The sequence below is a fragment of the Kamptonema formosum PCC 10802 genome, from assembly GCF_000332335.1.
Taxonomy (GTDB): domain Bacteria; phylum Cyanobacteriota; class Cyanobacteriia; order Cyanobacteriales; family Oscillatoriaceae; genus Oscillatoria.
This window is the reverse complement of the sequence record NZ_KB235948.1, coordinates 1,235,031-1,236,367: the sequence shown is the minus strand read 5'-3', so window position 1 is coordinate 1,236,367 and position 1,337 is coordinate 1,235,031. Positions and strand designations below refer to the sequence as shown.

At 60.8% G+C, this 1,337-nt stretch carries 1 protein-coding gene; it reads left to right on the top strand.

What is annotated here, in order from left to right; genetic code table 11:
• Window positions 1–1,337 (top strand): putative Ig domain-containing protein (locus tag OSC10802_RS47400; RefSeq protein WP_198525067.1); only part of this gene is annotated, 1,337 nt, incomplete at both ends.

The window sequence follows — 1,337 nt, the reverse complement described above, 5'->3', positions numbered from 1 at the left end:
TCCGACGGCACCGCAATACCGGCATGGCTGACATTCGACGCCTCCACCGGCACCTTCGAAGGCACTCCCGCCAACGAGGATGTGGGTGATATCAGCGTATTGGTAACGGCGACGGATAGTGCCGGTGCGACTGCTGATTCCACCTTTACCCTGACAGTCGCCAATACTAACGACGCGCCAACCACCACCGGCATTGGCAACCAAACCGCCACGGAAGACAGCGCCTTCAGTCTGGATGTCACCGGCAACTTCGCCGATGTTGACGCCGGCGACAGTTTGACGTATAATGCGACGCTTGCCGATAACTCCGCCTTGCCGGCGTGGTTGACATTCGACACCGCCACCGGCACCTTCGAAGGCACTCCCGCCAATGAGGATGTGGGCGATATCAGCGTATTGGTAACGGCGACGGATAGTGCCGGTGCGTTTGTGGATGCGACGTTTGACTTGGCAGTCGCCAATACTAACGACGCGCCAACCACCACCGGCATTGGCAACCAAACCGCCACGGAAGACAGCGCCTTCAGTCTGGATGTCACCGGCAACTTCGCCGATGTTGACGCCGGCGACAGTTTGACGTATAATGTCGCGTCTCTTCCCAACTGGTTGAGTTTCGACCCACTCACCGGCATTTTCTCAGGTACGCCGACGAATGGGGATGCTGGCACCACAAGCATTGCAGTCACGGCAACTGATAATGCCGGTGCTTTCGTTACGGATATTTTTGACCTGACAGTCACTCCCACGCCGGAACCGACACCCACGCCGGAACCAACTCCGACGCCAATTCCCACGCCGGAACCGACTCCGAGTCCAATTCCCACGCCAATTCCGACACCGGAACCGACTCCGACGCCAATTCCGACGCCGGAACCAACTCCGACGCCAATTCCGACGCCGGAACCAACTCCGACTCCGGAACCAACTCCGACGCCAATTCCAACACCGGAACCGACGCCAACTCCAATTCCGACGCCGGAACCGACTCCAACTCCAATTCCGACGCCAACGCCAATTCCGACGCCGGAACCGACTCCGACGCCAATTCCGACGCCGGAACCGACTCCGACGCCAATTCCGACGCCAATTCCGACGCCAACGCCGGAACCAATTCCGACGCCGGAACCGACTCCGACTCCAATTCCGACGCCAACGCCGGAACCGACTCCGACGCCGGTGCCAACTCCGGAACCAACTCCGACGCCAATTCCGACGCCGACGCCGGAACCGACTCCGACGCCGGTGCCAACTCCAGAACCAACTCCGACACCGGCACCAACTCCGACGCCGGCACCGGTACCCGTACCGCCACCGACACCGGCACCAACTCCGACACC